Annotated in this window: 22 protein-coding genes and 2 tRNA genes; 4 read left to right on the forward strand and 20 right to left on the reverse strand. The window is 41.8% G+C overall.

Annotated features, from left to right (window positions below):
* Positions 1–3 precede the first annotated feature (3 nt).
* The 8 genes from deoC to ESZ50_RS06825 form a co-directional block, all read right to left on the reverse strand.
* Positions 4–687, reverse strand: a complete 684-nt coding sequence (gene deoC / locus ESZ50_RS06790; protein WP_148622813.1) for a deoxyribose-phosphate aldolase — start codon at positions 685–687, stop codon at positions 4–6.
* Between the two features lie 279 nt (positions 688–966).
* Entirely contained in the window at positions 967–2,217 is a 1,251-nt protein-coding gene (glyA, locus tag ESZ50_RS06795; RefSeq protein ID WP_148622814.1) for a serine hydroxymethyltransferase, read from the reverse strand.
* 20 nt (positions 2,218–2,237) lie between these two features.
* Positions 2,238–3,263: an L-threonylcarbamoyladenylate synthase gene (locus tag ESZ50_RS06800; RefSeq protein WP_148622815.1), complete on the reverse strand. Its 1,026-nt coding sequence runs from the start codon at positions 3,261–3,263 to the stop codon at positions 2,238–2,240.
* 2 nt (positions 3,264–3,265) lie between these two features.
* Positions 3,266–4,123, reverse strand: coding sequence for a peptide chain release factor N(5)-glutamine methyltransferase (gene prmC / locus ESZ50_RS06805; RefSeq protein ID WP_148622816.1), 858 nt, complete (start codon positions 4,121–4,123; stop codon positions 3,266–3,268).
* A 4-nt stretch (positions 4,124–4,127) separates the two neighbouring features.
* Entirely contained in the window at positions 4,128–5,213 is a 1,086-nt protein-coding gene (gene prfA, locus ESZ50_RS06810) for a peptide chain release factor 1 (protein WP_148622817.1), read from the reverse strand.
* 32 nt (positions 5,214–5,245) lie between these two features.
* On the reverse strand, positions 5,246–5,839 hold the full coding sequence (locus ESZ50_RS06815) for a thymidine kinase (RefSeq protein ID WP_148622818.1): 594 nt from the start codon (positions 5,837–5,839) through the stop codon (positions 5,246–5,248).
* Between the two features lie 162 nt (positions 5,840–6,001).
* Positions 6,002–6,709 carry a type 1 glutamine amidotransferase gene (locus ESZ50_RS06820; protein ID WP_148622819.1) on the reverse strand — a complete coding sequence of 236 codons (708 nt, stop codon included), beginning with the start codon at positions 6,707–6,709 and terminating at the stop codon, positions 6,002–6,004.
* 3 nt (positions 6,710–6,712) lie between these two features.
* Positions 6,713–8,065, reverse strand: a complete 1,353-nt coding sequence (locus ESZ50_RS06825; protein WP_148622820.1) for a Mur ligase family protein — start codon at positions 8,063–8,065, stop codon at positions 6,713–6,715.
* A gap of 228 nt (positions 8,066–8,293) precedes the next feature.
* On the opposite strand from ESZ50_RS06825, the gene ESZ50_RS06830 reads away from it, so the two are divergent.
* The gene (locus ESZ50_RS06830) at positions 8,294–8,719 is read left to right on the forward strand and encodes a CopY/TcrY family copper transport repressor (RefSeq protein ID WP_148622821.1); all 426 of its coding nucleotides are present in this window, start codon (positions 8,294–8,296) and stop codon (positions 8,717–8,719) included.
* Between the two features lie 39 nt (positions 8,720–8,758).
* Here the strand turns inward: ESZ50_RS06830 and ESZ50_RS06835 are convergent, their stop codons facing one another.
* Positions 8,759–10,438 carry a flotillin family protein gene (locus ESZ50_RS06835; protein ID WP_148622822.1) on the reverse strand — a complete coding sequence of 560 codons (1,680 nt, stop codon included), beginning with the start codon at positions 10,436–10,438 and terminating at the stop codon, positions 8,759–8,761.
* Between the two features lie 30 nt (positions 10,439–10,468).
* Positions 10,469–11,371: a hypothetical protein gene (locus tag ESZ50_RS06840; RefSeq protein ID WP_148622823.1), complete on the reverse strand. Its 903-nt coding sequence runs from the start codon at positions 11,369–11,371 to the stop codon at positions 10,469–10,471.
* Positions 11,372–11,634: 263 nt separating this feature from the next.
* Here ESZ50_RS06840 and ESZ50_RS06845 point away from each other — a divergent pair, with 263 nt between their 5' ends.
* On the forward strand, positions 11,635–12,198 hold the full coding sequence (locus ESZ50_RS06845) for a TetR/AcrR family transcriptional regulator (RefSeq protein WP_148622824.1): 564 nt from the start codon (positions 11,635–11,637) through the stop codon (positions 12,196–12,198).
* A gap of 28 nt (positions 12,199–12,226) precedes the next feature.
* On the opposite strand, the gene ESZ50_RS06850 is transcribed toward ESZ50_RS06845, so the two are convergent.
* The 10 genes from ESZ50_RS06850 to ESZ50_RS06895 form a co-directional block, all read right to left on the reverse strand.
* A complete protein-coding gene (locus ESZ50_RS06850) occupies positions 12,227–12,604 on the reverse strand; it encodes a helix-turn-helix domain-containing protein (RefSeq protein WP_148622825.1) in 378 nt (125 codons plus the stop codon).
* Positions 12,605–12,793: 189 nt separating this feature from the next.
* Positions 12,794–14,887, reverse strand: a complete 2,094-nt coding sequence (locus ESZ50_RS06855) for a copper-translocating P-type ATPase (protein ID WP_246111530.1) — start codon at positions 14,885–14,887, stop codon at positions 12,794–12,796.
* A 293-nt stretch (positions 14,888–15,180) separates the two neighbouring features.
* Positions 15,181–16,146: a mannose-6-phosphate isomerase, class I gene (manA, locus tag ESZ50_RS06860; protein WP_148622994.1), complete on the reverse strand. Its 966-nt coding sequence runs from the start codon at positions 16,144–16,146 to the stop codon at positions 15,181–15,183.
* A gap of 122 nt (positions 16,147–16,268) precedes the next feature.
* Positions 16,269–16,985: a MucBP domain-containing protein gene (locus tag ESZ50_RS06865; protein WP_148622827.1), complete on the reverse strand. Its 717-nt coding sequence runs from the start codon at positions 16,983–16,985 to the stop codon at positions 16,269–16,271.
* A 213-nt stretch (positions 16,986–17,198) separates the two neighbouring features.
* Complete coding sequence (locus tag ESZ50_RS06870) at positions 17,199–18,983, reverse strand: ABC transporter ATP-binding protein (protein WP_148622828.1); 1,785 nt, start codon at positions 18,981–18,983, stop codon at positions 17,199–17,201.
* Between the two features lie 4 nt (positions 18,984–18,987).
* Entirely contained in the window at positions 18,988–20,700 is a 1,713-nt protein-coding gene (locus tag ESZ50_RS06875; RefSeq protein WP_148622829.1) for an ABC transporter ATP-binding protein, read from the reverse strand.
* 94 nt (positions 20,701–20,794) lie between these two features.
* The gene (locus ESZ50_RS06880; protein ID WP_148622830.1) at positions 20,795–21,913 is read right to left on the reverse strand and encodes a DUF4097 family beta strand repeat-containing protein; all 1,119 of its coding nucleotides are present in this window, start codon (positions 21,911–21,913) and stop codon (positions 20,795–20,797) included.
* Complete coding sequence (locus ESZ50_RS06885) at positions 21,910–22,254, reverse strand: PadR family transcriptional regulator (protein WP_148622831.1); 345 nt, start codon at positions 22,252–22,254, stop codon at positions 21,910–21,912. Before ESZ50_RS06885 ends, ESZ50_RS06880 begins: the two co-directional genes overlap by 4 nt.
* Before the next feature lie 143 nt (positions 22,255–22,397).
* The gene (hflX, locus tag ESZ50_RS06890) at positions 22,398–23,681 is read right to left on the reverse strand and encodes a GTPase HflX (protein WP_148622832.1); all 1,284 of its coding nucleotides are present in this window, start codon (positions 23,679–23,681) and stop codon (positions 22,398–22,400) included.
* 9 nt (positions 23,682–23,690) lie between these two features.
* A complete protein-coding gene (locus tag ESZ50_RS06895; RefSeq protein WP_148622833.1) occupies positions 23,691–24,359 on the reverse strand; it encodes a histidine phosphatase family protein in 669 nt (222 codons plus the stop codon).
* A 212-nt stretch (positions 24,360–24,571) separates the two neighbouring features.
* Here ESZ50_RS06895 and ESZ50_RS06900 point away from each other — a divergent pair.
* Positions 24,572–24,643, forward strand: a tRNA-Glu gene (locus ESZ50_RS06900).
* A 29-nt stretch (positions 24,644–24,672) separates the two neighbouring features.
* A tRNA-Glu gene (locus ESZ50_RS06905) sits at positions 24,673–24,744 on the forward strand.
* Positions 24,745–24,780 lie beyond the last annotated feature (36 nt).

The raw sequence follows: 24,780 nt of genomic DNA on the forward strand, positions 1-24,780 counted from the left end.
TTTTTAGTAGTCGCCTGTAACAGTTGCACCCTCAAGGATTGCAACTGTTGCAGAAACACCTAAACGTGTCGCACCAGCGGCAATCATCTCTTCTGCCTCCGCAAAATCATGAATTCCACCAGATGCCTTAACACCCAAGTCAGGTCCAACAGTTTTACGCATTAAGGCAACGTCTTTTGCCTTTGCACCATGTGTTGAAAAACCAGTTGATGTTTTAACAAAATCGGCACCACCATCTAAAGTTGCTTTACTTGCAGCAACAATCTCATCGTCGGTCAATAAAGCAGTCTCAATAATGACTTTCAAAATAGCCTTACGGGCGTGCGCTGCCTCAGCTAATTGATGGATCTCGTCAGTAACCATCGCCGTGTTACCAGCTTTCAATTCGCCGATGTTAAGGACCATATCAACTTCATCGGCACCGTTTGCAATTGCGTCAATTGTTTCGGCAACCTTGATTGCAGTGGTATTAGCACCCAAGGGGAATCCAATCACTGTACAAGTCTTAACATCCGTGCCTGCTAATTCCTTGCTAACCAAGGAAACCCAATAAGGATTGATACACACTGAAGCAGTGTCATACTGCTTAGCCTCTGAAACAATTGCTAGAATTTGTTCCTTGGTTGCTTCTGGCTTCAATAAAGTATGGTCCATCATCTTCGCCAACGCTTGCTTAGTCATAGACATATTTCTACACCTCTCGTAGTAGACACGGCGCCCTAGCCGTTAAATTTTTACTGGCCTCCCACGCACCGCCAGTACCCATGAAACTTTCGTGAAAACGCTTACCAGTAAATTATAATAGAATTTCTATGACAAGTAAATCCTTTTTGCAGTTTCTATTCCAGAAAAAAAGACTGAAACAAATTTACTTTGTCCCAGTCTAGAAGCACTTTCAAAATTGATTTACTTTAAAAGTCGCATATTTATTAGAATTTTTGAAGATGATCAAGCTATGCACGTTCTTTATAAAGCATGCTCAATTTGATCTAACGGAAATTGACTCGTTAATTCCAAGACCTGCACACGAATATCAGCGAGCACTGCCTCATCTTCATGATTAGCAAAGGCCTTTAGGATTAAATCCGCAACCTTACGTGCGTCCTGCTCTTTAAAGCCGCGTGTTGTAATAGCCGGTGTGCCGATCCGAATTCCAGAAGTAATAAATGGACTTCTAGGCTCATTTGGAATCGCCTCTTTGTTCGTTGTAATCATCACTGAGTCAAGTAGAATCTGTGCCTCCTTGCCAGTCAAACCGGTCGGAGTTACATCAAGATTAAATAAATGATTATCAGTCCCATGTGAAATAACCCGAACTAATTCTGAAGCTTGGAACACTTCAACCATCGCTTTCGCATTCGCAACAATTTGTTGACCATAAATTTTGAAAGAAGGCTGTAAGGCTTCGTAAAACGCAACTGCTTTCGCGGCGATTACATGTTCTAACGGTCCACCTTGTGTACCAGGGAAGATTGCTGAATTCAACTTTTTAGCCAACTCTTCGCGGGCCAAAATCATCCCACCACGTGGACCACGCAATGTTTTGTGAGTTGTCGTCGTCACAACGTCAGCATAAGGAATTGGCGAAGGGTGAACACCCGCAGCAACTAATCCAGCAATATGCGCCATATCAATCATCAAATAGGCGCCAACACGATCCGCAATTGCTCTTAGACGTGGAAAATCAATAAACCTTGAATACGCAGATGCACCAGCAACAATCAATTTAGGTTGATACATTTCTGCCAAACGTTCAATCTCGTCGTAATCAATTAGTTCCTGATCATCAAGACCATAGGCATGAAAATTATACATCTTCCCTGAGAAATTGACCGGTGAGCCGTGTGTTAAATGGCCGCCCGCATTCAAGTCCATCCCCAGCACATGATCACCATGCTCCAATAGTGCAGCATAAACGGCAGCATTCGCTTGTGATCCAGAATGTGGTTGAACGTTGACATAATCGGCACCAAACAGTTCCTTGGCGCGATTAATAGCTAGCAACTCAACTTGATCGACAAATTGAGTTCCACCATAGTAACGTTTACCAGGATAACCCTCAGCATACTTATTTGTTAAAACACTACCTTGCGCCATTTGAACACCTTTAGACACGATGTTCTCAGAGGCAATCAATTCAATATTTTGCCCTTGTCGCTCTGCTTCACGGTCAACCGCTGCCCAAAGCTCTGGATCATATTCACGATAATTTACCATTCCACTGTCCTCCGCGTTAATCACTCAAAAAGTTCATTTACTAAATGGTCACCGGCGGCTTTCCCCAGCCGGTTGTTATATGCAGCATTTTCAGCAATATCGGGCAAGGTTGTTACCAGAATTGTATTTACCTCAGGCCAATCATCAAAGCGTCGTAAACCCGCAAAGAGTTTGGCGGCGGCTGACTCATCATCAGCTCCTAATGACCAAACAAAATCCATCCCACTCAATTGATGCGCAATGATCTGATCATTAGTCAACATTAGACCAACTGGTTCTAGTTGTCCCTGGGCCCAAACAATTGCTTTTGTCCAGTCAGCATCGTTGACCATATAGACATCTTTATCAGGTGCATAATGCCGATATTTCATACCGGGTGCCTTCGGTGCTTCATTTGCATCAACATGTTTCAAAGCCGAATCAACCGGCACACCCAGTACCATTTCAATCTGTGCCGGTGTAATCTTACCTGGTCGTAGGATCGCAGGCTGATCAGTTGATAAATCAATTACCGTTGACTCTACTCCGATCTTTGTCGAACCATCATCAAGAACTCCTGCGATCTTACCATGTAAATCATGATACACATGCTGAGCTGTCGTTGGGCTCGGCTTTCCAGAAGTATTCGCTGATGGACCAACCAAAGGACTATCAGTTAAACGAATTAGCTCACGCGTCAAATCACTGTCTGGCATCCGAACTGCAACTGTGTCTAGTCCACCTGTAACGGTTGTCGATACCGTGTCCGCCTTCACCGGCAAGATCATCGTTAGTGGTCCTGGCCAAAAGGCCGTCATTAACTTGTCTGCCCAATCATTACGCTCTGCAAAACGAGCCACCTGGTCCACATCTGCCACGTGGACAATTAAAGGATTATCAGAAGGACGCCCCTTAGCTGCATAGACCTTGCTAACTGCACCTTCATTAAAAGCATCCGCTCCCAAACCGTAGACCGTTTCGGTTGGAAAAGCAACCAACGCTCCACGCTTGATCGCTTTAACTGCCTGATCAAGCTCATCTTTTTTCCATATCTTAGTTTGAACCATGATTACCTCCGTGAAACCTTTATCATTCGATCATGACCACTCATGTCCTGTCGTAATTCGACCGTTACATCAGGCAAGTCAGCAAAAAGTTTCTGGAGTTGTTGTCCCTGTCGGTAACCAATTTCAAAATAAGCATTGCCTTTTGGGGACAGATGCTCTAACAGGCTTTGCGCCATCTTCTTATACAATACTAAACCATCATCATCGGCAAAAAGCGCCAAATCTGGTTCATACAATAGAACTGATTCATCCATCTCATCACGCTCATCCTCACTGATGTAAGGTGGATTCGATACGATCAAATCAAATTGTCCTTCAATTTTTTCAAACAGGTCGGACTGAATTACTTTTACTTGTGGTGCATATTTAGCAATATTTTCTGTCGCTAGATCGAGGGCATCCGCTGAAATATCACTCGCCACAATCTGCCAGTTTGTTCGTTCTGCCGCCAAGGACACCGCAATTGCGCCCGAGCCGGTCCCAATATCCAAAACCGTCAAGGCTTCTGTCATGGAATGATCTTTTAGAATCCAATCTACTAGTTCCTCGGTTTCTTGACGCGGTATTAAAACACGCCGATCAACCTGAAACTCACGCCCGTAGAAAGCGGCGTGTCCCAAGGCATACTGAACCGGTAAGCCACCCTTAATTGCTCGTACGGCTACCATAAAACGTAAGCGCTTCTCGTCCTCTAAAATCGTATATCGATTATTATCAAGCTGGCTATAGTCCCAATCCATCATTCCCGTAAGCAAATAATCAATTTGGGCGCTTCGCTCCTCTTTTTCATGAATATAAGGTTCAAGTTGCCAATCTCCCCAATCACGAACCGCTTGAATTGTCCATTGCTCATCCATCATCTGCCTAAACCTGCTTCAATTCTTCAAGTTTGGCTGTTTGATCAGCAATCACTAAGGCATCAATCACATCACCCAATTCGCCATTCATAATCCGATCTAGCTTGTTCAGTGACAACCCAATTCGGTGATCTGTTACTCGATTTTGTGGATAATTATATGTCCGAATTCGCTCAGAACGATCACCAGTACCAACCGCCGTCTTACGTTGTTGCGCATACTCAGCTTCATTTTGAGAAGCATAATAGTCGTAGACACGGGCCTTCATAATCTCCATTGCTTTAACACGGTTTTGTTGTTGTGAACGTTGATCTTGCATCGCAACCACAATTCCCGTTGGCAAATGAGTCATTCGTACGGCTGAAGAAGTCTTATTAACGTGCTGTCCACCTGCACCAGATGCGCGATAAACGTCGACTCGCAAATCCTTATCCTCGATATCAATGTCAACATCCTCATACTCTGGCATAACACCAACTGTAGCGGTTGAGGTGTGTACACGTCCAGCCGACTCCGTCTCGGGAACCCGCTGAACACGATGTGCACCATTTTCAAACTTCAGCTTTGAATAGACTGAATTTCCAGTAATCATCAAGACAATTTCTTTATAACCACCAATTTCAGTTTTATTCTCGTCAATAATCTCAACATTCCAGCCTTGCTTTTCAGCATAACGTTGATACATGTCATATAAATCAGCTGCAAATAAAGCCCCTTCATCACCACCGGCAGCACCGTGAATTTCCATGATAATATTCTTATCATCATTTGGATCCTTTGGTAGCAAGAGGATCTTTAGGTCTGCCTCAATGGCTTCCTTTTCGCTCTTGAGCTCTTTTAATTCTTCCTTGGCTAATTCTTCAAGTTCATCATCGCCCAAGCCCTCATTGAGCATCTCTTCATTGTCGGCGATTCCATTAACTACATCACGATAGTGCTTGAAAACATCAACGGTCTCACGTAATGAGCCCTCTTCTTTTGACAAGGCCATGAAACGTTGTGTATCAGCAATTACTTCTGGGTCAGAGATTAACTCTGAAATTTCATCATATCGATCAACAACTGCCTGGACTTTTTCAAAAATTTCATCCATTGAATTTGTTCCTCATATTTTCTTGATTATTTCTACTTACCTGAGCGACGAGCTAAAGCTTCTAAGTCAGGGTGATTATAATGCATCCGGCAAACGGGCATATAAGCCTCATCGCCACCGATTTGAATCTGCTCACCTTCATAAACCGGCTTTCCATCAACAAAGCGCAAATTCATCACTGCCTTGCGATCGCAAAATGAGCATAACGTTTTCATTTCCTCGATTTTATCAGCATAAATCAACAAAGCCTCCGACCCCGGAAAAAGATTATTAAAAGCATCATTCTTTAAGCCAAAAGCCAAGGTTGGAATATGTAACTCATCAACAACCTGTGTTAATTGTAATACTTGTTCTTTGGTTAAGAATTGAGCCTCATCAATTAAAACAGCTGCAATTGATTCTGAGTTCTTAACTAAGTCAAAAATATTATCAGTTGAAGAGACCGCCCGAGCAGGCCGTTGCATCCCAATCCGAGAAGTCACAGTTCCCACTCCGGAACGATCATCAAGCGCATTAGTAAGTAACAACACCTTCCGCCCTTGTGTTTCATAATTATGTGCAACCTTGATTATCTCGATGCTTTTACCACTTGCCATTGCACCATAACGGAAAAATAATTGTGCCATCGATTCTGCCTCCCTACCATGTACTGTCAACTGACTGTCAAAGTACATTCTACAATAAAAAAGAACACCGTAACAGAGAAAAAAACTAGCTTTACAAGCCTTACCATAAAATCCAATTGATCGGTAAGGTTTAGTCAGCTAGTTTACACATTTGTTTTTAACTTAAAAGGCTTCTGCTGTGACTTGTGCTAATCTCTCAGACCAGTCAACTTCAGGGTACTTACGTTGCAAGATAATCTGCAATACTTGCAAAGCTAAATTACCATTACGAGTAAAGATTGGTCCATGGAAATAAGTTCCATAAACGTTCTTATAGATCAGACCTTCGCCACCGTCTTCACCATTATTACCTTTACCTTCGATCGTATTTCCCAATGGACGCTCTCCAGCACCAAGGAAAGTACGGCCTTGATGATTTTCAAAACCACGATAGACTTCGCCGGTCTCTGCATTCTTAATACGAATATTACCAGTGAAGCGATTGTCAGGCTGGTTCAATGTATAGTGATCCAATGCCCCAATTCCTTCAACTCGACTACCATCAGCTAATAAGAAATAATGTCCAAGTAGTTGGAAGCCGCCACAGACTCCTAGCATGGGACCATCGGCTTCAATATAACGCTTAATCGCCGCCGATTTTTGTGGCAAATCATAGGAAACAATCTGTTCCTCATAATCTTGTCCTCCACCAAATAGAGCAAAATCATATTTATTTTCATCAAACTCATCGCCTAATGAAACCAAATCTACCGCAACATCAACGCCAACTTGCTTAGCATAATAACGAAGCGCCACGATATTACCATAATCGCCATAAGTATTCATCAAATCGCCGTAAAGATGGGCAATTTTAATTTCATAATCAGCCATGGTCTATTCTCCCAGTCGATTTTTAATATAGCCAGCTTGTGCCAACTGTGCCCGCAGTTGCAGCATTGCAGTATAAGTTGCCGCAATGTATACACGCTTAGTTGGCATCGCCTTAATAGCTTTAGTTATTTGCTTTATATCTTCGTAAATCGCAATATCTTCAAACTCAGCCATCTTCAACCGGACATTAATATCACGGTATCTTTGTCCACCAACAGCAACCTTTCGCACATCAGTTTGATGAAGCGATTCAAAATCGGCGTCCCAAATCCATGATGTATCGATTCCATCCGCATAATTGGCATTTAGCAATGTCAGCAGTGAAAACGGCTCCGAATCCGTCTTCATCATATCGATCACCTGGTTCGTACCAACCGGGTTCTTGATCAAAACGATTGTAACCTCTTTATCATCAACCGTAATTGCTTCTTGGCGTCCAAAAATTTGTGCGTTTGATTCCAAAGCTTTCTTGATCTGAACTGCGTCAACTCCCATAAATCGACCAACTGTATAAGCAGCTAATGCATTATAAATATTATACATCCCACCAATTTCAATTTGGAAAGTCTGTCCATCAATATCAAAATTCGAGAATGTCGGTGTTAGCTGGTTGAGCTTTGTAACTGCATAATCCAGTTCAGGTCGAGCAAACTGATCAGTCTTCGAGAAGTAATAACCTTGATTGGCATACGTAATGAAGTGATAATGCAATATTGAATGATCAGTTGGTGATAATATTCCATCCGTGTTAATCGGTGCCCGCATGTCACCATCAGCAGGTAAATGATTAAAACCATAGTAAATTTTCGGATTAGGCAGATCACCACGCATAAAGATTGGCGAATCTGCGTTAGCAATTACCGTTGCATCTGGAACCAATCGAATTCCCTTTAAGATCTTGTCGTAAGTTGTGTAGATTTCACCAAACCGATCCATTTGATCGCGGAAGATATTCGTTAATACGAATGCTTTTGGCTTAAGTTGACGAGCGATTTCTTCAACGTTGGCTTCATCAACCTCTAAAACCGCCACTGGTCGGGCACCCTTTTTAGGCGCCTTAGCCGTAAGCATCGTTCCCGTAATCCCTTGGATCATATTCGAACCAGATGGATTTGTAATAATTGTGCCGAACTTTTCACGCAAAACCCTGGCAGCTAAAGTCGTTGTCAAAGTCTTACCATTAGTTCCAGTAATGACAATCACATCGTACTTTTCTGCTAAATTGGTCATTACGTCTGGATCAATCCTGACGGCCAATTTACCAGGTAAGGAAGTTCCTCCTCTATGCAAGATATTGCGCAACACAAAATAACTTGTCTTACCAACCATCATTGCTAATGAACTCTTCAGACTCATGTCAAACTCCTTTTTCAAAAATGCTAACTTACATTTTAGCATTCATTTATAGAAATAAGCTACTCCATCAGATTACTTGATTTTTTTGAATTACAGTTGTAAACTACACTTTGAACGACCGAAAGTCAACCATCCATTTAGAAGAATTATAATCAAAGACAGTTTGAACAGTCACATGCCCCCTTACTAGCTTCATTTCGGGGTATCGTCATATATAAGGAATAAAGCATGAATACAATTGAAATCTCCGATGCAGAGTGGGATGTGATGCGAATTATCTGGACGCTTGGCCCATCGACAAGCAAGGAAATTGCTGATGTCCTAATTGAAAAAAAAGGCTGGAAGACCGCTACTGTTAAAACTCTTTTAGGACGCCTGGTCAAAAAAGGCGCTCTCGATACCAAAGCAGACCAACATGCCTTTATCTATTCCAGCACTGTTGCTGAACAGACTATGATGGATCAATCATTAACTCAGCTCTTCGAACATTTGTGCGCTATGCGGATTGGGCAAAGTCTGGAGAACAACTTACCCAAACTTGCTTTGAGCAAAAAGGATATTGAATCTTTACAAGCAATCTTGGCTCAAAAAGCACTAACTGCACCAGACGAAGTCCCATGTAATTGTGTTGATAACAATCATACTTGTCATTAAAAGGCGACCATTATCAAATGATAATGGTCGCCTTTTAGTTTACTTTTCCTTATATCCACATATCAAAGCACCTAATACCAAACACATTCCCAGATAAGAGAGTTGTGCAACCGTTACAAAGTCGGTAGCAGGTAACTGCCGGATATTCTTATCAGAAATCAATTTCTCATTTACAGCTTCCGTAGACGAAAGATTGTCCTTGATTCTTTCTTCTTTATATTTATAGACAACTCCACGATTATCGGCCTTATGAAGATCTTTTCCTGAAAGGGAGCGCGCCTTCTGCTCATCAAAGACGATTTCCCGTTTACGCTCCAACAAAACAACGACTGATTCTTGTGTCCCCTCCACTGCCTTCATCGATTGCGTTACCATCATTTCTTGATTTTCAATAACTTGAGCTATTTGAGGCTGTGCTATTCCTTGAGTTCCAGTAGCTTGTGGTGTTTGAGGTTGCACTATTTCTCGAGCCTCAGTAATTCGTGGTATTTGAGACTGTGCTATTTCCTGAGTCCCAGTAGCTTGTATTATTTGAGATTGTGCTATTTCCTGAGTCCCAGTAATTTGTCTTGTTTGAGGTCGCTCTATTTCCTGAGTCCCAGTAATTTGTCCTATTTGAGGTCGCTCTATTTCCTGAGTCTCAGTAACTTGTATTATTTGAGACTGTGCTATTTCCTGAGTCTCAGTAATTTGTCTTATTTGAGACTGTGCTATTTCCTGAGTCTCAGTAACTTGTGTTATTTGAGGTCGCTCTATTTCCTGAGTCTCAGTAACTTGTGTTATTTGAGGTCGCTCTATTTCCTGAGTCTCAGTAACTTGTGTTATTTGAGGTCGCTCTATTTCCTGAGTTACTAATTGCTGGCCCACCTGGTCAAATCGGACCGCCTGCTCAGAAATGACCATTTCATTGCTCTTAGAGAACTGCTCTCGAGTCAAAACAGCCTGACTATCCGCTTCACTACTAATAATTCTCGGCATAATTTCAACATAAGCTAACCGAGTTGCCCTAATGCGCCCATCAGGCGACAAGATTTGGCCCTCAATTTGATATTGACCTGGTTTGCTTGTGTCCAATCGGTTAATTCCCGTACTAGACTGAATTTGTACATTTCCTTGTAGCGATTCCCCTTTTAAATCGGGCCAAATGAACGAGCTCCGCCAATCATATTCCTGGCCTTGTGTTAGAATTTGATCCCGCATACCGAGCACCGTGATTTGAGCATTCCGTACTAAACCTTCACCTTGCCAAATCATCTCCGATCGACGCTGATTGCGCGGTTTAATCACATTCCAATAATGATGTTGCAATGAGAACGACTGATGTTGAATCTGCCCCAAGTTAATCGGTTTGTTTGGTACGACCTGCGCCTGTTTCGCTGAAAGTTCTCTACCAGTCTGATCTTTTATCGAGACAATCAGATCTAGCGGCTTAAAACTTTGATTAGGCATCGTAAAGGTAATTTCATCCCTAACTTGGAGATCCGATTGATCAACCATTAAATCAATCATGCCATTAAAGACATATACAGGTTCGTCCATTAATTTATTCGAATAGACTTTCCAAGTCACATTTTGCCGTCCCAATTGACTAAGAAAATCTTTCTGATCATAGCTTACTGTAACCGACCATGTCTGCATGGCCCTCTGATCCGTCTTTACTAATCGAACCCAAGCACTCCGATGCGCCAGTGTCAGATCATTCAAGGCTTGTTCATTCATTGTCGGCGCAACATATAATTTCCCAATCTTCTATTGTACACCCATAATTGCAGGTGCCCACACCCAAGTTCCACCCGGTGCTGAAGTTGTTCCCAAGTGTTGCAATAACTGTTTACCTGTCAAGACGGCCGATGTTGCCGTATATATCGGATAACGTTCTGTCCCACTTTTTAATTGAATCCACTTACCGCCATATTGTGCATCATTTGGCACATGCTCCAACGATTCATCCTCGTTGGCAACATGATTATAGGCGCGTCCTAAGTTATCATGATACTGTTGGCCAAAAGCCTTATTCATGAAGGTGATTTTTTTAAGATTATGGGTACCCTGAAATATATTACTCGCTCGATTCATTGACAAACCCTTAAAATCAACCTTTATCAAGTTAAGCTCCTCAAGCATCGGATTGTTAGCAAACATCCGGTTAACATTCTTAGCGGAAGCAACCGTTAAATTTTCAGAATCCAAGCTAACCAACTTGGGATTATCTGCAAACATTTCGTGGATATCTTCTGTACTAGCTAACTTTAAATTTGCCAATCCCGTTATCTTGGTTAAATTGGGCAACCCTTTAAAAAGAGCCGCCCCTTGCGCTCCAACTGTAATTTCGCCAGCTATTTCAATCTCTTCAAGCAACGGAAGAATTTCTCGTAAATCTGGATCATTCAAAAATGCGGTAGTTGCCGGTTCCTCAGCTACCTCCGGCGCAACTCCGGTTAATAAAACCAATCGTCGATTTTCAAAATACCATGCCACACTCCCCCACGTTCCCTGAGTCCCAGCTGACTGAATTCTTGTCGGCTCTGACATAGTTGTGGCAACAACATATCCATCATTCGCTATAAAAGCGACTATCACCAATCCACCAATACCAGTCAGTAGCCAGCGACTGACTGGCTTGTAATTTCCAATACTAAACTTGTTTTTCATCTCCCGCACCCCTGAAACCTTTGCAACTTATGTATACTAATAAAACTTACCTATCACATCATATTCGCCAAGACTGAAAATGATAAAGTGGTTTTATATTCATGTTGCATGCCAATAAAGGCAGTAAAAGCCTTCATGGCTGCTTTGAGATACAAATCATCGTAAAAAAACGTGACATAATGTCACGTTTTTAGCAGTTTATTTTCAATAATTAATGCTTAAATAAAACTGGGGGGAGAAACAGAATACGAGGTAACTAACGAATGCTTTATTTGAGTGAACGCCAGCACTTGATCATCGATGCCTATTTTGCTTGCATACAAGACGCCAAATCATCAAAGAATATCACCATGCAATCAATTGCTGATCGAGTTGGTATTCGGCGACAGAACATTTACAAGAAACATTTTCCAAATCTTGAAACGATTGTTAAAACTAGTTACATGATGGCCGATCAAAAAATCCATGACAAATTTACTAGCTATTCGCAAGCCCATCAACAAAGCTTAGCTCAATTCTTCGCAGATGAAGTTCTGCCCTTAATTTGGGAGCAACGATTCTATCTCAGCATCCTTTACAGCAGTCCCTTTAATCAAGACTGGTTCAACTATTTAAATCAAAAATATGTACCGTTAATTGAGCAACATCTCAATCATCCAGCTGAGCTTTCTGGGTTTACACCCAATTTTTTGGCCACCTTAATTGAAAAACAAATTACGGCAGTCATCGCCACCTGGTTAACAGATCCAGAACCAGAGCCTTTGCGACTTTTCCAGAAGCACTTTTTAATATTAATTAGTACGCCAACAACCACACTACTACGATAAAAAAGCTGTGTAGATACCACAGCTTTTTTTACTGAAACGCCTTCATAATTGTTGGAATGAACCAAGTTAAATATCCACCAATCGCAAATAATATCCACCAATACCATGCCAGAAACTCCCAAACATTTCTGGGTGCTCGCCTATGATTCGACTCAGTCTTTCGTTCTTCGACATGTGAACCAACTTGTGCTTCAGCCAATTGCTCCTTACCAAACAATAATATTTCGGCGGATACTCCCAGCACTTCGGCAATTCGTTCAATCTTATTCAAATCAGGTGCTACCTCACCACGTTCCCACTTTGAAATTGCCTGCCGTGTAACAAATAGTTTTCCTGCTAAATCTTCTTGTGATAGACCTGCGACCTGTCTTAATTCTACTAATTGTTGCGCAAAGATAATCTCCATTATCCTACTCCTTTCATAGCCACTCGTTCTTTGTCCTTATTTTACCCGTGTCCATCCCCCAACAACAAGCAATCCAACTCAGTGCAAAGCGCAACTGACAAGTGCATGACGCAACTCGCCAAATACAAGAAATCAAATCGCTCAATATCAAAAAGATCGTACCTGTACAGGTACGATCATCAATATTTACTATTTATCATATTTTAATGTCATCGCGTTAATTGCCACAATCACCGTTGAGACACTCATTAACAATGCAGCTACCAATGGATCAATATATATATGGAAACTTGGATATAAGATTCCGGCTGCTAAAGGAATCGCAATAATATTATAACCCGCACCAAACCAAAGGTTTTCCTTCATTTTACGATTACTCCGGTTAGCAATTGCCAATAAGTCTAATACGTCACTGGGGTTTGAATTAACTAACACAACATCAGCTGAATTAATCGCTACTGAAGTTCCTGCACCGATTGCGACACCAAGATCAGCCGTCGCTAAAGCTGGCGAATCATTCACACCATCACCAATAAATAAGACTGCTCCTTTTTGCTGATACTCTTGAACAATCCGAGCCTTATCTTCTGGTTTCAACTCCGCTCTAAACTCCTCAATCCCCAAGCTTTGTGCTACTTTAGCTGCCGTATTTTGATTATCGCCAGTTAACATGACTGGAATAATCCCTTGCGCTTTAAGCCCCGCAATAAATTTAGTTGCATCAGCCTTAGGAGAATCTCCCAGCACAATATATCCGAGCACTACTTGATCTACCACAAGGAAACTGACCGTCATACCCTGCGACAAAGCCTGCTCAATCCGTGACCGATCAAACGTTAGTGCTTGTTCTTTGAGATAGTTCGCATTAACTAAATAGTAGCGTTCACCAGCAATCACGCCACTTAATCCTACGCCGGGCAAATTTTCAATCGCGCTTACCTCGGGGTGTTGCCCTCCATTTTTTTGAATAATAGATTGAGCAATTGGATGCGTCGATTGGGATTCCAAGGCTGCCATATACTCTAAGATATCAATTGAAGTTGGCGTCAACTTAGTAACTTCACGAACTTCAAATTTCCCGTCCGTCAAAGTTCCAGTTTTGTCCATAAGCGCATATTTGATTTTTCCAACGGCTTCCAAACTGGTCCGATTCTGAATCAAAAGCCCATTCTTAGCCGAGATATTCGTCAATCTCGCAACGATCAACGGCACAGCTAGGCCAAGTGCATGCGGACAAGCGATCACAAAGACTGAGACTGCCAACAACAATGCAAAACTTAAGTTAGTCGTCAATGACCACGCCACAAAAGCAATTATCCCCACAATTAAAGCAGCATAAAACAAATATCCGGCGACCCGATCAGCCAAATTCTCAGCTGCTGATTTCTGACCTTGTGCTTTCTGAACCAACTCTGCAACTTGATTCAAAAATGAATCGCTCCCCAAATTTTCAACCTGCATTTCAAATGGCAGATTCTGATTCAAAGAACCACCAAAAACCTTTTCTGAGGCGTTCTTCTGTACTGCCCGCGATTCGCCTGTGATCATTGATTCATCAATTAGCGCTGACCCCAAGATCTTACCATCAGCTGGTATCCGCTCATTCTCTTTCACCAATACAATATCGCCAACCTGTAGTGCTGATATTGGTACATCCTTACCAGACTTTAAATGGGCCAACTTGGGTACTAAACTCGCCAGATCGTTTAAGGCATCTCCAGCACGCATAACTGCTTGCATTTCGATGAGATGGCCAATTAACATAATTACAATTAACGTGGCCAGTTCAAACCAAAAACTCATGGCCATGCCACCAAAATAATTTACAAAGGTCGCATAAACTGAGTAAACATAAGCTACTGTAATTCCCATCGTTATCAGCATCATCATTGCTGGCTTCCGGCTCTGCCATTCACCTTTAGCACCACTAAAGAATGGTGTTCCACCATAGAAAAAAATGATTGAACCTAAGACAAGTGCAAGCCACTCGCTACCCGCAAAACGTAACAATGTAAAACCTGCAATTGGTGAAATCAACAGTAGTGGAATCATTAACGCGATGCTTACTTTGAGTTTCCGATTCATGTCGCCCATGTCCATCATGTGACCACCATGATTCATCATATGACCATGGTCCATTGCACCCATTTGATGACCTGACATCGCTCCGTGACTCATATCTGCCATATCATCCATACTGTGATTGGCATGGTGTGCGTGTTGCTCATGATCATTTCCACTCATTTGATGGTCAGCGTGATTTATCATTTCCCCATGATCCATCTCTACCATATCATGGTTGACTTGATGTGTGTGTGGCTCGTGACTATCTCCGTTCATTTGATTGCCAGCATGGCCATGCATCGCTTCATGGCTCATCCCTGCCATCCCATCCATTCCTTTAGAGGGATTTTGTTCATTGTCGACATGTTTCTCCATCATCCTACTCCTTATCGTTTACAAATGTAATCGTTATTTAAAGTCTATTCCGGCAATGCCATTTGGTCAAGTAAAGATTTTTAAACAAAAAAAGACCATCTCAGCTTTCGATGCTAAAATGATCTTATTTTTGATATTTATCGTGACGCCGGTCCAGGTGTTGATACAATCAATTGGGCCTGCCCCTTCAACTGCCAAGTTTTTACATCATTCGGCAAAATGAATGGCTGTCCCGCCTCCAACGAGTAATCTACGCCGTCCACCATCAAGCTTGCGCTACCTTCAATGATCGTAGCCAACGTGTATGGTGCCGTTTGTTCAAATACCGCTTCACCATCAAGCTCCCACTTGAAAACATTAAAATAGGCTGCTTCGACGAGAGTTGTAATTACAACACCCGGACGTGTAACAGTTACTTGGCTCGGTTGTTCAGGTTTAAAGGGTACCGTTGTCACGTTTTTAGCATCCTCCAAATGCAACTCTCGCAATGCCCCCGTTTGAGCATCACGCCGGTCGAAATCATAGACCCGATAAGTTACATCCGACGATTGTTGTGTTTCAAGCACAAATGTCCCAGCCCCCAAAGCATGTAAAGTTCCAGCTGGCACATAAAAGAAGTCCCCCGCCTTAACAGGTACCTTCGTCAATAGTTGTTCCCAATCGCCAGCATCAACTAACGCTCTAAATTCTGCTTCAGTCTGCGCACTGTGACCATAATAAATTTCTGCTCCTGGCTCCGCTGCAACGATATACCACGACTCCGTTTTACCCAACTCACCGTGATGTTCGCCTGCATATGCATCATCGGGATGGACTTGAACTGACAAATCTTGATGTGCGTCTAAGAACTTAACCAACAAAGGAAAGGGCCGTTCTGGATTCTTATTATCAAACAATTCCGGGTGATTATGCCAAACTTGCGCTAGGCTCATTCCAGCATAGGTTCCATTCTTAATTAATTCCACGCCATTAGCATGTCCAGAAATAACCCATGCCTCTCCTGTTGTTTGACTGGGAATTGAAAAATGATAACGCTCCGCCAAGGTCGTTCCACCCCATATCTTGTCATGAAAAACTGGCTCTAGTAACAATGGTGCACTCATATCATCCTCCAAGTAAGCGTTTACGTTAATTTTATCAAAAAGCATCTAAATACAAAAGGACTTGCCTAAAAAGCAAGTCCCTTTGTATTTGAAATTACTGGCATCTGCCAGCTTTCACCGCTTTATTCCTGGAATTTCAAATAAATTCCATTAATCCAACCAGCAGGTGCTAAATGATACCAATCCACACCCGACGGGTCATGCATAATTTCCAATACTTCAACTAGCCGACCATTAGGCAACAATGCCATCTCTCGACCATATGGTTGATAATATACAGAAACAGCACTATTAGCGACATAATCTACATTAGCCATCGCTTTGAATGGCATTGTCGGCCACTTCGTTAAAGCAGTCTCGCCATTATCGGTTAAAACAATATCATTTGGTGTATCAACTAACTTGATATTATTGCGTGCATACATAATCCAGCGCGAATCAGCAATCTGATACCAGAATTTACCATTCTTAGTTGCAACTCGAGTCGTAACTTTCCATGTTGAATTCTCGTGCATCATTCCAGACGCTTGTTCGCCATTGATATCGTCATAAATTGGCGTATCTTTTTGAACAACAATATATTTATCTGTTAATACTTCAGTCTCAGCCCAATTATCTTTACGATAATAAAAGGTGATTGTATGCATGCTCTCATCAAAGATTCCATGTAACTCGCCTTCAGTTCGATCAAGCTTATAACTTTCGATCTCATCAGCTTTAATTGAAAAGATCGAACCTAAGCCACCTTCAATTATTTTTGGAGGTTGAATAGTTGCTTTCGTATCGGAATCCTTAAAATAGACCCAAATTGGCGTTCCCATAATGTCATATTCAGCCATACTTTCACCACCCTTATCTCAATCATCTTATTTATGATTTTACCATATCAAGGTAAATAAACCTGTAATAAGACTAGTCTTTAATATTTTGTTATTTCCTCAATTCATTAACTAATATCCTGGATTAACATGCTAAGAAAAAACACTACCCGAATTTATACTAAGGGCAGTGTTTTTTATAGTCAAACTAAATCATGATTATCAAAATCGATTTTATTCAAAGACCATTTGGTTGTTATACAACTCCGCATAGAAGCCATTCTCAGCTAACAATTCTTGATGGCTACCTTGTTCGATAACTTTTCCATCGCGCAAGACCACAATCTTATCAGCATTCAAAATTGTCTTCAATCGGTGTGCAATTACAAAGCTGGTCCGACCGGCGATCACGTTATCCATCGCCTTTTGAATCTTCGCTTCTGTAACAGTATCAACATTTGAGGTTGCTTCATCCAAGATTAACAAATCTGGATTTGTCAAAATTGTCCGAGCAATTGATACCAATTGCTTTTGTCCAGTTGAGAAGACTGAATTCTCATCAGAGACCTTTGTTTCATAACCGTCTTCCAATGCCATGATGAAGTCATGAATATTAGCTTGCTTAGTTGCTGCTGTAACTTCTTCATCAGTAGCATCCGGCTTACCGTAAACAATATTATCCCGAATCGTTCCAGAGAACAAAGTCGAATCTTGCAAAACGATTCCGACGTGATCACGAAGTGACTTCAAGTCCATATCACGAACATCAACATCGTCAAACGTTACTGACCCTGAATTAACATCGTAGAAACGATTCAACAGATTCATAACCGTTGTCTTACCTGAACCAGTTGGTCCAACCAACGCAACCATCTGACCCTTATCAACTTCGATTGTAACACCATGTAAGATCTCACGTTCCTCGTTGTAGCCAAAATGAACATCGTCCAAAAGAATCTTATCTTGAATTCCAGTAAACTTAACACCATTAGCCGGATTAAGCTCATCTTCTTGATCATGAACCTCATTTAGACGCTTAGCACCAGTAATTGCCTGTTGCAACATGTTATATGTTGATGTGATTTGCGTGATTGGTTGATAATATTGTTGTGAGAAAGATACGAACATTACAATCAAACCAAGTGCCGTTGCGCGTTGTGCAAGTGATCCATCCAAAGCCTGTGAGGCCCCATAATAAATCACAATCGCAACGTTCAAAAGTGACATCCCTTGCATTACTGGGAATAAGATTCCTGACCAAATTTGTCCACGCGTGGTTGCTTGACGAACCTTATCATTATGTGTAAGGAACTTATCAATTGATTGCTCCTGCAAACCATTCGTAATGATAACTTTTTGACCGTTAATTTGCTCGTTAATATAACCGTTCAAATGTCCAACTTCGGCCTGTTGTAACTCAACATACTTTCTGGCTTGAACAATAAAGATTGCCGCTAAAATCACAGCAACCGGTGTTGAAGCTACTGTTACCCATGCCATCTTAGAATCTTGGTTAAACATCTGCCAAACAATCCCAATCATCAAAACCAATTGTGTAAACAATTGGAAGATCGCTTGGTTCATGGCATTGAAGATATTATCCAAATCTGATGTAAAACGAGCTAAGATTTCACCATCTTGATGATTATCAAAATATCGAATTGTCATTCGTTGCATTTTAGCAAACAAGCCCGTCCGCATATCATTAACGGCCTTAGGTGCTACAATCGACTGCAAAAGTGACATCACAAACATTGCGACTGTTGTCATCAATACGAAAATAAAGAACAACCATAGCGCTGAATGGAAGTCGCTCAAACTTGCCTGACTTGCAGTCATTGGATTTAGCTTAGTCATCAAATACTTCGATAACTCAGTGATTGATTTACCCATATAAACGGGCGCCTTCACTTGTAGCCAAGTTGATAAAATTGTAAAAATTACAATAAAGATAAGCGATAATTTATAACGCTTAAAATAATGCGCGAAGAAGCGCACAGACTTACCTAGATCTTTCATCGTCTTATGCCTCCTGTGCCTTTTGTGTTTCATAGATTTCGCGGTACACATCAGAAGACTTAACTAACTCGGCATGCGTTCCCTGTGCTACTAACTTACCTTCATCCATAACGAAGATCCGATCAGCATTTACAACTGATGAAATCTTCTCTGCAATAATAAAGGTTGTTGTATCATTCAGTTCATGATCAAGTGCTTCCTTAACAAGCTTTTCTGATTTTGCATCCAAGGCAGATGTTGAATCATCCAAGATTAAAATCTTTGGCTTTCCAATAACACCACGGGCAATCGACAAACGTTGTTTTTGCCCACCAGAGAAGTTCGCTGAACGTTCCTCAACTGGATGCTCATATTGATCGGCATATCGCTCAACGAACTCAGCCGCTTGTGCAATATTTGAGGCATGCTTCATATCATTCAAGTCAGCATCTGCCTTACCATGTCGCAAGTTCTCAGAGATTTTACCTGAGAACAACGTCGCACGTTGCAAGACAAAGGATACAGCTTTTCGCAAAGAATGATTATTTACATCCTTCAAATCAACACCACCAACCTTGATTGATCCAACCGTAGGATCAAAGAGCCGTGGAATTAGTTGCGCCATTGTTGACTTACCAGAACCGGTAGCCCCAACAATACCAATCATCTCACCCGAGCTAACTTTAAAGCTAATATCTTGTAGCGTTGCCTCATCGTCACCTGGGTAAGTGAATGAAACGTCATCAAACTCAACAGAACCATCAAGATTTTGCTCTGGTACATCCTTATAAGTCAAATCAATCTTAGTATCCAAAACTTCCTTAATTCGCGCCATTGAAACAAAAGCACGTGAAGCAAAGGTCATCATCATTCCACCAATAATAATTGCCTGCATGATGATCATCAAATAATTAATGAAACCTGTGATCTCGGCCAACATTGTTGGATGCGCACCAACCATGTCACCCACAAAATAAATTGCCACTACCATTAAACCTTGACCTACAAACATAAAGGCCGGAATCAATAATGAAAATAGGTAACCAATTTGAATGTTAACGTCCTTTGTTTCATCAGAAACAACGTTAAAGCGCTTTTGCTCATTAGCTTCTTGATTAAATGATTTAACGACCCGGACACCCTGTAGGTTTTCCTTGGCCTTCAAATTAACTGAATCGATCAAACCTTGGATCCGACCGAATTTTTTACCCATCTGGCTAAATACACCAGCTGAAATGATGAACACCAGCACAACCATCACCACGATGACCCACCACAATTCAGGAATCGAGTGAACTGCTAGAATAAATCCACCAACAAACAGAATTGGCGTTCTCAGTAGGACTGATAACATCATCATCAAAACATTTTGAATCTGCGTAACGTCGTTGGTCATTCGCACAACTAGATTTCCAGCTGAGAACTTCTCAACATTGGCGAATGAAAACTCTTGAATCTTACGATAAGTGCTTTCACGAATATCCGCGGCAATTCCCTGTGATGCGCGTGCTGAGAAAATGGTGTTAACTACCCCAGCTAACAAACCGGCCAGCGCCAACCATAATAATTCCATTCCAATCCGATTAACCTCTGACATTTTATCATCAGAGATTGCTTGGACAATTTTTGATAGCAATGTTGGCTGCCACAAAGCTGAAACAGCCATGATGATCACTGCAATCAATGACATTGTAACGTCAAGCTTATAGCCCTTCCAATAGGGTTTTAGAAGCTTCATATCAATTCTCCTCTTCCAATCTAATTCTAAAAAAGCATTTTCTATTTTAACAGACTTTTTAACCGAGTGGTTAACTTTCATTTAATTTATTAGCTTAGTCCAGCTTAACCACACCTGACTTCACACGAGCAATAACGTTATACTGAGCGTCCTTGCTCGTTGTTCCCTTTGCATAACCTTGGACTTGGACTTCATAAGTTGCTTCACGCTTTAACCTAACGATGCCTGACTGTGATTGCAAATTAAATTTGAACTGATCGCTTAAAGGAACCCGTACTTTGACCGTACCCGATTCGGCTGCAAAATTCAAATCCCCATCAACTTGTCGCCAAATCGTCCGCACATTTCCGCTAGTCGCTTTGAAAATACCGTGACCAATTGCGTCATCCAGTACAACATTACCTGAGCGAACTGCAACATCAAATTCACCTGTTACATCAGATAAGCGAACGTTTCCTGCACGAGCAACAATTCGCCATTCCTCTGCCTTAACCTGACTTGCCTGAATGTTACCGGCCTTGGCCCCGAGATCAAAACGATTTGCCTGAACCCGATTAATTCGTAAATTCCCCGCCGTCAAAATAACCGCCAAGTCCAAATCTGGCGTTGCAAAATTATCCAAGGAGATGTTTCCTGCCCGAGCATCTAATCGAACGGTTCCCAGTAAATCACTTGGTAGACGAACTTCAAGTAATTGATGTGGGTGGCGGAAAGGTACGATGTAATCAATGAAATTTGGCCGAGGCAACACTACTTTAATATTGCCGTCGCGTTCCTCAATTTGAATAGTTTGACCATTAATCCCCCGTTGATAATAGTCCAGCTCTAGATCATCAGTCGTACTTGCCACAAAACGAACATTTGCATCTTGAGTATTAATCGTTACATTTTGGACACGATCAACCGGAATTGCTTTGAAAACCTGACGTTGTCCCTTTTTTGACCAATCAACCGTATTCTCATCAGTCACAACTGGTGAAACATCAACCCCCTCAGTATCTGCAATCATCAACACAACTGCCCGCAAATCGCCCATACCTTCTAAAGCCCGATTTACAGCTTCTGTTTTGGTCAAATTTGGTTCGGCTGCTCGAATGTTCTGCGCCGACTCGATTACATCACTTGTCAATTCACGATAAAAATCAGCCACATCTCCGGTTTGATCGATACCGTCAAAGATTGGTACCAACGCTTGTTGAATTAGTTCATTCATGCTTCCACTACCTTTCCACTTACTAAGTGATCGATAATCGGCTTGGCGATTTGCCAATCTGCCTGCGCTGTCCGCAATACCTCATGCCCGCGATCCGTAATTGCATAGTACTTACGTCGGCCACCCTGCGTCTCATCTCCATAATATGGTGTAACAAGCTCGTCCTTCTGCAAACGGCGAAAAACAGTATATAGGGTTGCTTCGTTTAATTCATATTGATTATCCGACATCGAGCGAATATCTTGTACAATTCTGTAACCATACGAATCGCCCTGCGCCAAAATATTAAGTACAATCGCATCTGTATGTCCACGAATCAAATCTTTTGAAATCTCTGCCATATTCGCTCCTTTTTCATTTTACTTTATCACACACAGTAATTTATCACTTTATTACTGTGTGTGTCAAGGTATTGTTTAAAACAATCTAATTATAAAAAAATAACGGTCATTAGAGCATCTCTAATGACCGTCACTTTAACTTTTTAATCTAAACGATATTGTTCATAACGACCAGCCTGCGCGGGAGTCAAAGTGACCGACATTTCAGTCCCATTCTCCGTATATGTCAGTTCATGCACAGTCGCATTCTCATTCAAATCAGAAACTAGTTGCCCCTGATCGAAAGGAATTAGCAACGTTGTCTGGACATGGTCCGCAAAGATGTGCTCTCTAATCGTAGCAATCAATAGGTCCAACGATGCATCATCTTGCGCCGACAACGTCAAAATATCCCCTGTTCGTTCTGGGTAAACAGTTGACTCACGTAAATCGGCCTTGTTATAAATGGTAATCATTGGAATACCACCAACTCCAATCTCACTCAAGGTCGTCTGAGTCGTTTCCATCATCTCTTGATAATGTGGATCTGCATAGTCGACAACTTGTACTAGCAAATCTGCCTGGGCCGCCTCTGCCAGAGTCGCTCTAAATGCAGCCACCAAATTGTGTGGTAGCTGAGAAACGAACCCAACTGTATCTGACAGTAAAAAACTTTGCTTGTCAGGCAAATTCAATTTACGGACGGACGTCTCAAGCGTGGCAAAGAGCATGTCTGCCTGAAAGACGAGTTTATCTTGATTCTCGCCAAAACGCTTTACCAAACCATTCATAATCGTTGATTTACCGGCATTTGTATAACCAATCAGTGCCACATTCTTGATGTTTTGCTTTGTCCTTTGCGCACGCCGTGTCTCATCATCCGCCTCAATTTCTGCCAATTCTTTCCGCAAAACTGAAATCTGATGTTCGATCAGGCGTCGGTTCGTTTCTAGTTTAGTTTCACCAGCACCACGACTAGTAAACGAACCACCACCGCCACCAGTTTGTTGATCAAGGCGAATATTCATGCTCGTCCGTAAACGTGGCAGTTGATATTGCAGTTGCGCGATTTGAACTTGTAACTTCGCTAGACGAGTCTTGGCACGTGAAGCAAAGATGTCCAAAATCAATGCCGTTCGATCCATTACAGTTGCGCCAGTACCTTGCTCAATATTCCTAATTTGCGAGGGTGATAGTTCATCATTGGCAACAATCATCTTAACATCAGCTACCTTTAAGACTTCTGCTAACTCTTCGATCTTACCTTTACCAAAATATGTGGCAGAGTTTGGCCGATCTAGCTTCTGTGTCACAACCTCACTAACTTCCATGTGATTAGCAGATGCTAGATTTGCCAATTCAATCATTTGATATTCAAACTGTTCATTACCGCGGTCTAGACCGACTAATACCACCGGCTGAACCGGGGACTGCTCATTATCGTACATATATTTTTATTACCAATTTCTCTCGTTATCGTTATAAACTTTAAGTTCAATATTTTCATCATCAACTTCCCAAAGCGTTACCGCTCCGTTGGTGATCTTCTGCCCAGCTAGTGCTGGATCAGCATAACGAGCTGCCATATTACGAATTAACGATCCATGCGCCACCAAAAGAACATTATCACCATCACGGTGTTCACGACGCAAAATGTCCAAACCATTATCTAATCGCGCAAGGAAAGTTTCAGCATCCTCCGCATCATCTGTTGGGTCAGCTGCTCGGAAGCCATCCAAAACCTCATTATAAGGAATGTTTTGCATTAGCTGAGCATATGACATCTCTGGTTGGTTGATTGCCTCAGAAACCATCTTTCCACTTTGATCTGAAGGCAGACCCTCAAAAAAACCAAAGAAAACTTCACGGAATTGGAAGAGTTGCGTAGGTTCAGTCAATCCCTTAGATTGTCGATTACGCTCCAAAATTTCCTCAGCTGTTCGAACCGCCCGCGTTAAATCAGATGAGTAAGCCCCACTAAAGCGAATATTATTCAATCGAGCCCCAGCAGAATAGCCATCCGCTACTCCTTGGTTCGTTAGCGGTGCATCAGCCCATCCTTGCATACGTTCATATTTGTTAAAAAATGTTTGTCCGTGGCGAACCATATAAAGATTAAATGACATTACTTGAGACCCCTTTTTTCTGTTTAATACCATTATACCTTATCTAAGCCCCTTCCTCTGCCGCAATTGATAAACAGCTGTTCGAAGGACTGAACATTTCCCCTCCGTCAGAATTTCCTGATTACTCACTGTAAAAGAGCAAATATGGTTGACATGCCTTTTAGAATCCTGTATTATTCTATATTGTTGTTAAGTAACAGATGATATTTTTTGGCCCATTGGTCAAGTGGTTAAGACGTCGCGTTCTCAGCGCGGAATCCAGAGTTCGATTCTCTGATGGGCTATTGCTCTAAGCACCAAATAATATCATACTGGCCCATTGGTCAAGTGGTTAAGACGTCGCGTTCTCAGCGCGGAATCCAGAGTTCGATTCTCTGATGGGCTATCTGAAAAAGCACGTAACATGATAAATGTTACGTGC

The organism is Weissella muntiaci, assembly GCF_008107635.1.
GTDB classification, from domain to species: Bacteria; Bacillota; Bacilli; order Lactobacillales; family Lactobacillaceae; genus Weissella; species Weissella muntiaci.

What these genes read in the sequence shown, in the direction of transcription:
- deoC (WP_148622813.1), bottom strand. Translation starts at nt 687, where the DNA reads ATGTCTATGACTAAGCAAGCGTTGGCGAAGATGATGGACCATACTTTA.
- glyA (WP_148622814.1), bottom strand. Translation starts at nt 2,217, where the DNA reads ATGGTAAATTATCGTGAATATGATCCAGAGCTTTGGGCAGCGGTTGAC.
- ESZ50_RS06800 (WP_148622815.1), bottom strand. Translation starts at nt 3,263, where the DNA reads ATGGTTCAAACTAAGATATGGAAAAAAGATGAGCTTGATCAGGCAGTT.
- prmC (WP_148622816.1), bottom strand. Translation starts at nt 4,123, where the DNA reads ATGATGGATGAGCAATGGACAATTCAAGCGGTTCGTGATTGGGGAGAT.
- prfA (WP_148622817.1), bottom strand. Translation starts at nt 5,213, where the DNA reads ATGGATGAAATTTTTGAAAAAGTCCAGGCAGTTGTTGATCGATATGAT.
- ESZ50_RS06815 (WP_148622818.1), bottom strand. Translation starts at nt 5,839, where the DNA reads ATGGCACAATTATTTTTCCGTTATGGTGCAATGGCAAGTGGTAAAAGC.
- ESZ50_RS06820 (WP_148622819.1), bottom strand. Translation starts at nt 6,709, where the DNA reads ATGGCTGATTATGAAATTAAAATTGCCCATCTTTACGGCGATTTGATG.
- ESZ50_RS06825 (WP_148622820.1), bottom strand. Translation starts at nt 8,065, where the DNA reads ATGAGTCTGAAGAGTTCATTAGCAATGATGGTTGGTAAGACAAGTTAT.
- ESZ50_RS06830 (WP_148622821.1), top strand. Translation starts at nt 8,294, where the DNA reads ATGAATACAATTGAAATCTCCGATGCAGAGTGGGATGTGATGCGAATT.
- ESZ50_RS06835 (WP_148622822.1), bottom strand. Translation starts at nt 10,438, where the DNA reads ATGAATGAACAAGCCTTGAATGATCTGACACTGGCGCATCGGAGTGCT.
- ESZ50_RS06840 (WP_148622823.1), bottom strand. Translation starts at nt 11,371, where the DNA reads ATGAAAAACAAGTTTAGTATTGGAAATTACAAGCCAGTCAGTCGCTGG.
- ESZ50_RS06845 (WP_148622824.1), top strand. Translation starts at nt 11,635, where the DNA reads ATGCTTTATTTGAGTGAACGCCAGCACTTGATCATCGATGCCTATTTT.
- ESZ50_RS06850 (WP_148622825.1), bottom strand. Translation starts at nt 12,604, where the DNA reads ATGGAGATTATCTTTGCGCAACAATTAGTAGAATTAAGACAGGTCGCA.
- ESZ50_RS06855 (WP_246111530.1), bottom strand. Translation starts at nt 14,887, where the DNA reads ATGGATCATGGGGAAATGATAAATCACGCTGACCATCAAATGAGTGGA.
- manA (WP_148622994.1), bottom strand. Translation starts at nt 16,146, where the DNA reads ATGAGTGCACCATTGTTACTAGAGCCAGTTTTTCATGACAAGATATGG.
- ESZ50_RS06865 (WP_148622827.1), bottom strand. Translation starts at nt 16,985, where the DNA reads ATGGCTGAATATGACATTATGGGAACGCCAATTTGGGTCTATTTTAAG.
- ESZ50_RS06870 (WP_148622828.1), bottom strand. Translation starts at nt 18,983, where the DNA reads ATGAAAGATCTAGGTAAGTCTGTGCGCTTCTTCGCGCATTATTTTAAG.
- ESZ50_RS06875 (WP_148622829.1), bottom strand. Translation starts at nt 20,700, where the DNA reads ATGAAGCTTCTAAAACCCTATTGGAAGGGCTATAAGCTTGACGTTACA.
- ESZ50_RS06880 (WP_148622830.1), bottom strand. Translation starts at nt 21,913, where the DNA reads ATGAATGAACTAATTCAACAAGCGTTGGTACCAATCTTTGACGGTATC.
- ESZ50_RS06885 (WP_148622831.1), bottom strand. Translation starts at nt 22,254, where the DNA reads ATGGCAGAGATTTCAAAAGATTTGATTCGTGGACATACAGATGCGATT.
- hflX (WP_148622832.1), bottom strand. Translation starts at nt 23,681, where the DNA reads ATGTACGATAATGAGCAGTCCCCGGTTCAGCCGGTGGTATTAGTCGGT.
- ESZ50_RS06895 (WP_148622833.1), bottom strand. Translation starts at nt 24,359, where the DNA reads ATGTCATTTAATCTTTATATGGTTCGCCACGGACAAACATTTTTTAAC.